Consider the following 6,772-nt stretch of genomic DNA (forward strand, 5'->3'; position numbering starts at 1 on the left):
CACGCCGCGGACACCAGCCGCCTGGCCCACACCGTCCAGGCCGGCAACATCGGCTGGCCGTCCGCCCCGACCGCCGTCCCCGCGGGTGACATCGGGTGGCCCACCGCCCCCACCGCGATCCAGGCCGGAGACATCGGCTGGCCCACCGCCCCCACCGCGATCCAGGCCGGGGACATCGGCTGGCCCACCGCCCCCACCGCGATCCAGGCCGGGGACATCGGCTGGCCCACCGCCCCCACCACCGTTCCCGCAGGCGACATCGGCTGGCCGAAGGTCGCCTCCGTCTGAACACCCCCAGGCTCGACCCCCACCTCGTGACGCCCCCGCCGGCCACCACGCCGCAGCGGGGGCTTCGACGTTCCGCGAGATGGACCGGGAGATCGAGCTGTCACGGCTTACGCGGCAGCCGCGGCCGGACTCCCGGAGAGGCCGCGCATATAGCACTAGGCGGATCGAGTAAGAGACCCGCGACCCCCGGTGTCGCCCCGGAGATGGCGGCTGTTTTCCTCCAGTGCTTCAGATACAGAGCGTGGTCCTGCTGGTCAAGTTCCCGCGCTCGCGGGTGCTGCTTGCGCCCTGACCTCATCGTCGGTGGCCAGTGCGATCGCCCCGGAGGGCCATACAGGGCGAGACGTGGGCACCTCGGAACCGGCCCCTTCGACAGCACCACAGCCGCCGACGTCGCCAACGCTCTCGACTACGCCGAACCCGAGGCGCGCGAATCTTCTGGTTCGAGGCTTCCTCCTCCGGAGTCAGCTCCGCACGGTAGGTGTCGTAGGCGATGTGCAGGCCGAAGGCGTTCAAGTGGTTCTGCCGGCCGCTGTGGTCCCCGTACGGGATGCGATCGAGGGGGCAGTCGTCCCCCACCGAAACCTTAGGGGTTGCCCGCTCGACCCCACCCTGCTGTGAACCAGAGGGTGCCACGATGAGTACGAGCGACCACAGTTCCTTTGCCCCGCGATGAGCGGGAACCCCTTTCACTGCGTACTCCTCAACGCCCCGCGTCTCGGGGGTGGGAACATTGGCGGGTTATCGAACAAGGGGAGAACCGGTGCGGCGTTCGCGGAACATGGTCGGAACACTATTCGTGGTCGGTGCTCTCATCATGACGCTCGCCGCCTTGGTCTACCCGGCCGTGCTGGGGCTGGACACGACGACGACCTCGAACGACCGGATCATCGCCAACACGCAATGGGGGCCGTTGACGGAGGGCGAGCGGGACTTCGTGGTCAAGGTGCGCGCTGCCGGCCTGTGGGAGCACCCGCTCGGCCTGATCGGGCTGCAGAAGGGGCAGAGCAAGGCCGTGAAGGTCGCGAGTCAGCACCTCGTCGACGGGCACGCGGCCCTGGACGCCAGTTGCCGCAAGATCGCACCAATGCTGAACATCACGCTGCCCAATGTGGCGAGCCCTCAGCAGGTGGGGTTCGTCACCAAACTCCAGGGAGAGTCAGGGAGGCAGTTCGACGTCGATTTCGCCAACATCCTCCGGATGACGCATGGCTCGATCTTCAACACGATCGCCAAGGTCCGCTCGACCACGAAGAACACGCTGATTCGCGCCCTGGCCGATCAGGCAAACAACACGGTGCTCGACCACATCACCGTGATGGAGAAGACCGGTCTCATCGACTTCGACACCACAGTCTTCAACCAGACGACCCCGCCGAAACTGCCCAAGACCGACATGACACCGCCGGCCCCGGTGCCCGGTCAGCCCCAGGTCGTACTCAGCCCGCCGCCAAGCCCTACCTCCACGCCCCTGGATCTGGGCTCCGTCGTCAATGGTGGTCAGCCGACCATTGGGTAGGAGCGCACCTGGCTCTCACCCACCGCCTTGCGCCAACGTGGTCTGCCCCGCTGTGTAAGTCCGAGTCTTACACGGTGTTGGATTGTCGGGCTGTCCATGGGGAAGGTGCAGCTGGCTCGTTCCGGGACGTGTTGTGGGAGATTGCGGAGCCACTCATCCCACAGTCGAAAGTGCGGCCGTAGGGCGGCGAACCGCAGGACAAGCCTCACGAGACGCTGTGACAGCTGTGCCGTGCGCCGCGCCCTCGCTGTGACAACCACCCGTCAACTACCCGGCTTACGAAAGGTACGTCCGGCTCACCGCAGGGGACACCGGCTTATGAGCAGGCGTCGTCCACCTGGGCCAGGAACTCTGCGCGGCTCATGGCTTTTCCGTCGCACCACCACTGCCCAGGGGCCAGGCTCTCGATGTCCGCCTGGGTAAACCTGGTGAGGGCCTTGTAGCGCACCGTCTGGTTCGCCCCGACGATGAACCTCACCGAGTAGTCCCCCTCCGATGCCAGCTTCGTGACGGAATCGGCCTTGCCCTGCCAGCCCGTCGGGAGCTTGAAGAGGCTGAACTCCTGCTCACCGGTGACCGAACCGATCGGGTGGATCGACCAGCCGTCCTGGGCAGCACGGTTCGCCGTGTCCCCCTTCTCGTCACTCCTGAGGAACACGACCTCTTGGATGGCGTCGCCGTCCGAGCAGGGCCGCAGCAGAGCTCGTACGTCTCCGTCCGTGCCCTTGCCGATAGCAACCAACGGGCGCTCGGCCGGACTGCAGCCGGCCGCGAGCAGCGCGAGGGCCACGACCGCACCGCCACGGGACAGTGTGCGAGCCCTTTTGATGTGGCTGATCACGGAACCCTCACCTCACTCCTGGATGATCATGCCGGACCAGCGTCCTGCACAAGTAGTTGATCGTTTATAGGTGTGGGACTTCTACTGCTGGTGCGTCAGTTCCACGTCGCGGCGCAAAAATTCAGCCGCTGCTGCCCTCCGATGACGAGCGTCCGGAGTTGGAGCGGTCGACGCGACGGGCGACACCGGCTCAGGCCGGCTCTCCTGGCGCGAATCGTGCCGGCTTGTGCGGATCCGCAAGAACCTCCGGGTCCTGGAGCACCTCTCCACGGCCGTCGAGGGACGATCAGAGTCGCGCCGCGAACCCACAACGAGATTCTCCGTGCGCCCGCTGCTCAGACGGTCTCTCCCTGAGTTCGAAGAGATCGAAGACATTGGCGGCGAGGGCCAGCTGCCGCTGGCATTCGACGGTGACGAGGGACACGCTGGTAAAGCCGGGTCCGGTTCACGTCGCTGGTGATCCAACGACTCCAGCCGCGGGCCTCTCACCGTTTCTGGGCGGCCTGCCGGGCCTGCGGCGGTGTTTCCCGGTCCTGACCGATGGTGCAGGGCAACCATTCAGCCGACCCAGGAGTCACCCGCGTGACACAGTGCCAACCGAAGTGAAGAGGGTCGACGTGCGTAGAAGACTTCTGGCAGCCACCGCTGTGGCAGTGCTCGCGACAGGCGGCCTGGTCCTGCCCCTCGCGACTCCCGCCTCCGCCGTCGGCGCCACAGCCGACGACTTCAACGGCGATGGCTACAAGGACCTGGTGGTGGCCACTCCCAAGGCCAAGGTGAGCGGACAGACACAGGCAGGGCAGCTGACCGTCCTGTACGGCTCGGCCTCCGGCGTCTCGACCAGCCGTTCCGCACTGATCAGCCAGAACACCCCAGCAGTTCCGGGCACGGCGGAGGCATACGAAAAGTTCGGCACGTCCTACGCCACGGGCGACCTTGACGGCGACGGCTACACCGACCTGGCCGTCGGCGTGCCGTTGGAGAGGGCCTCGGCCGCTCCCGACCTCGGCATCGTCCAGATCCTGTGGGGTGGCCCCCGAGGGCTCGTCAATGGTGCGCTGACCGTGTACGCGGCGTCGGACTCGTCCGCCCGCTACCTGTACGGCTCCGGCCTCGCGGTCGGCGACTTCGACGGCGACGGCCACGACCAGCTCGCCGTCACCGGCCACTCCGGAGTCTCGGTGTTCGGGGACGGATTCACGCGGACCACGGCTCCGGCCCAGACCGACCTGTCGACGGGCCCTTCCGAAGTGACCAGGGGGACCGGATCGATCGCGGCGGGCGACTTCGACGGCGACGGCGCCGACGATCTGGCCGTTTCGGGGGACGACGACTACGAGGACGACGAGCACGGGGAAACGGGCGTGTGGTTCGGCTACTACGCGGGCGGCGCCGACGGTATGACGTTCACCGACAATCCCGCGAGCGTGCCGCTCGCCGCCGCGCACGCACGGGCGGCGGGCGACTTCGACAAGGACGGGTTCGACGACTTGGTCACCTACGGGCAGGGGGCCTCGGGAGCAGGCACCATCGCCGTCCACTACGGCGGCGCCGGCGGCATCCCGGGCAGCACGCGCAGTCGGCTGATCGACCAGGACACCGCGGGGGTCCCGGGCGTGAACGAGGCGGGCGACGGCTTCGGCGGTCCCATCTCCGTCGGCGACGTCAACGGCGACGGCTACGCGGATGCGGCAGTGGGCGCGCCCACCGAGACCGTCGGTACCCTCAAGTACGCCGGAGCGTTCTGGCTGCTCAAGGGTTCGGCCTCCGGACTGACCGGCACTGGTGCCCAGTCCTTCACGCAGAACACCGCGGGTGTGCCCGGCACCGCCGAGTTCGCGGACCAGATGGGATCGGGCCTCAGGCTTCAGGACCTGAACGGCGACGGCCGCGCGGACCTCACCGCCGCCGCACGCGGCGAGGACGTCTTCGACGACGACGTCCACTACTCCGACGGTGCCGACTGGATCCTGCGCGGCAGCGCCTCGGGGCTCACGACGTCCGGCGCGGTGTCGTTCAGCGAGAAGACGTTCGGCCTGACCTACCGCAACAAGTCCTTCGGATCGGTGCTCGGAGACTGACCGGACGGCGGTCGGACCGCCCCCACTGGTCGACCTGCACCGCCCTTCGGTGATGCACGGAGCAACAGCGTCCGCCTGCACCGGTGTTGCGGTCACCGGGCGGGGCGGTTCTCCTGCGCGGCCGTGCATACATGGCGTGATGTGGAGTGCGTGATCATCGACAGCGACCACTGGGGGCCGCGTTATCCCCGGTCTTCGGGAACAGATGCTGCGCTTTGGGCTGGGCGGCACGGGTGGTGCTGGACGCGAGGGCAATGCGGCGTCGGCCAGTTCGATGTGCGCTTTCGAAACCCAGTGGGGTGTGGGCGCCAAGTGCCACGCTTTGAGGCGTCGCGGGACGTCGTCTTCGAGGACGCTCCTGTCGTCCGGTCATTCCACGTCGAAGATGAGCCGGCTTCGGCGAGGACACGGTCAGCGGCAGAGGTCGGGAATCGGTCGAGCATCGCGCGCACTTCGGTGGCGTCGATGTTTGCGCCGAGCAATTCGGTGCCTGGTTGCATGCGGACGCATTCCGCCAGTGGTCCGGCCACAACCGGGTCGAAGCCGAGTGCGTGGACGAGGGCTGCGATCGTGGCGAGGTCCTCCTCGCCATCCCCGGCGATGGCGATCGACTTGCGTCCGTGGGTGCCTGCCGGGCGGGCACCTTGGAAGCACGTGAAGGCGCCGTCGAGGTGACGGTGCGAAACAACAGCACGATCCTGCCGCCGGATCGGCCAGCACGGACTGGCGATCGTGATGGCCGTCTCCACGGTCCTCCGAGCGGCGCTGCGCCGGGTACTGCACGTCACCGAGACCGACATGGGCAACGTCCAGCTCGCCGAACACGGGATGCTGCGCCTGGAGAAACACACCGGCCTGAACCGGTACTTCACCGACTTCTTCGCCTTCGTCCAGGATTCGACCACCTTGTGCGCGCAAGCCGCCGAGCAGCGTCAGCAGATCACCGTGAAGGACGTCGAATCGGCCGACCTCTTCGACGAGGGCTCCCGCCACGCCATCCTTCAGGCCGGCAGCCGCGCCGCCCACAGCCTCCCCCTCACCCACCGCGGGCACCTGCTCGGCATGATCTCCTCCCACCACGCACAGCCCCTTGCCGGCCTCAGTCCCACCCAGCTCACCACCTTGGAAAGCACCGGCGCCGCCGTGGGCCGGTGGCTCCACTGGCACAGCCACACCATCGTCCTCGACGCCCTCGAACACCTCCACACCGCCGCCACCCAAAGCCGCTGAATTACGAGCGCAGGCGAGCCGGTGACGGCTCTGCGCATGAAACGTGTACTGGACGCGCTGGCCAGGAAGCCACTTGTAATGACACTGTGGGCGAGCGGGTGCAGGCTCTGGTCGAAACAGAGACGGTCCCCCGTCAACGGGGCTCGCTTAGGAAGGCAGGCGAGAGCCGTCAACTCCCTGTGAGGTGGACGGCTGTGTGTCCGCTCAACCGTGCCCAGTGCCTGGCCCCGCAGATACATCCCCACCCACCGCGGACATCCTCGGATGCCAGCAGCCAGGACATGTCCAGGCGGCGCTGGTGACCTGGAAGACGCGTCGGCGGAAGGTGCCGGAGGCGCGTGAGGGTTTGGCTGTGGCGCCCAGGATCCCGTCGCCGGCCGTGCGGCCGTTGCGGTGGTAGGGCGGCTTGCCCTTGCGGGGAGGGGTAGGCGGTCGATGCTCTGGCGGACGTAGTCGAGGTCGCCGATGGGTCCGGCCGCCGTCCCCGACCGGCTCCCCGCTCAGCTTCACGGCGGCGTCGGGGCAGCCCCGGCGGCAGGCCACCGGCCTTCAACCGCGAGACCTACCAACAGCGCAACACCGTCGAGCGGTGCATCAACCGCCTCAAGCAGTGGCCCGGCATCGCCACACGCAATGAGAAGACCGCCACTGTCTACCTGGCCGGACTCCACATCGCGGGCATCTTCTCCAGTACGCCCCGATGATCCAAACGAAACGCCTAGAGCGTGTCTCCTTGATCGGGTGGTCAGTTGACCGGATGTGTCTGTCCGATTAGTGATCACTGATGCGATGTGGGACCGGATCGAGCCGCTG

General features: G+C 67.6%; 5 protein-coding genes and 2 pseudogenes. 5 read left to right on the top strand and 2 right to left on the bottom strand.

Annotated elements, in window-relative coordinates; translation table 11 throughout:
• Both ACZ4VA_RS38555 and ACZ4VA_RS38560 read left to right on the top strand, forming a co-directional pair.
• Positions 1-288: hypothetical protein (locus ACZ4VA_RS38555; RefSeq protein ID WP_468084630.1), on the top strand; the 288-nt coding region annotated here is incomplete at its 5' end.
• A gap of 817 nt (positions 289-1,105) precedes the next feature.
• Positions 1,106-1,807, top strand: coding sequence for a DUF4142 domain-containing protein (locus ACZ4VA_RS38560; RefSeq protein WP_356175076.1), 702 nt, complete (start codon positions 1,106-1,108; stop codon positions 1,805-1,807).
• 316 nt (positions 1,808-2,123) lie between these two features.
• Here ACZ4VA_RS38560 and ACZ4VA_RS38565 read toward each other — a convergent pair whose 3' ends face one another.
• Complete coding sequence (locus ACZ4VA_RS38565) at positions 2,124-2,648, bottom strand: hypothetical protein (protein WP_468084632.1); 525 nt, start codon at positions 2,646-2,648, stop codon at positions 2,124-2,126.
• A 617-nt stretch (positions 2,649-3,265) separates the two neighbouring features.
• On the opposite strand from ACZ4VA_RS38565, the gene ACZ4VA_RS38570 reads away from it, so the two are divergent.
• Both ACZ4VA_RS38570 and ACZ4VA_RS38575 read left to right on the top strand, forming a co-directional pair.
• Positions 3,266-4,729 (top strand): FG-GAP and VCBS repeat-containing protein, encoded by a 1,464-nt coding sequence (locus ACZ4VA_RS38570; protein WP_356243972.1) that lies wholly within the window; start codon positions 3,266-3,268, stop codon positions 4,727-4,729.
• 735 nt (positions 4,730-5,464) lie between these two features.
• The gene (locus tag ACZ4VA_RS38575; RefSeq protein ID WP_468084634.1) at positions 5,465-5,959 is read left to right on the top strand and encodes a GAF domain-containing protein; all 495 of its coding nucleotides are present in this window, start codon (positions 5,465-5,467) and stop codon (positions 5,957-5,959) included.
• Between the two features lie 306 nt (positions 5,960-6,265).
• Here the strand turns inward: ACZ4VA_RS38575 and ACZ4VA_RS38580 are convergent.
• Positions 6,266-6,426: pseudogene (locus ACZ4VA_RS38580) on the bottom strand (DUF6009 family protein); the annotation flags it as partial.
• 36 nt (positions 6,427-6,462) lie between these two features.
• On the opposite strand from ACZ4VA_RS38580, the pseudogene ACZ4VA_RS38585 reads away from it, so the two are divergent.
• Positions 6,463-6,663, top strand: a pseudogene (locus ACZ4VA_RS38585) (IS5/IS1182 family transposase); the annotation flags it as partial.
• Between the last annotated feature and the right edge of the window lie 109 nt (positions 6,664-6,772).

Source organism: Streptomyces sp. NPDC028308, from assembly GCF_055565855.1.

Bases quoted from the DNA above. Each gene is read 5' to 3' on its own strand.
- ACZ4VA_RS38560 (WP_356175076.1), top strand. From the start codon at position 1,106: ATGACGCTCGCCGCCTTGGTCTACCCGGCCGTGCTGGGGCTGGACACG.
- ACZ4VA_RS38575 (WP_468084634.1), top strand. From the start codon at position 5,465: ATGGCCGTCTCCACGGTCCTCCGAGCGGCGCTGCGCCGGGTACTGCAC.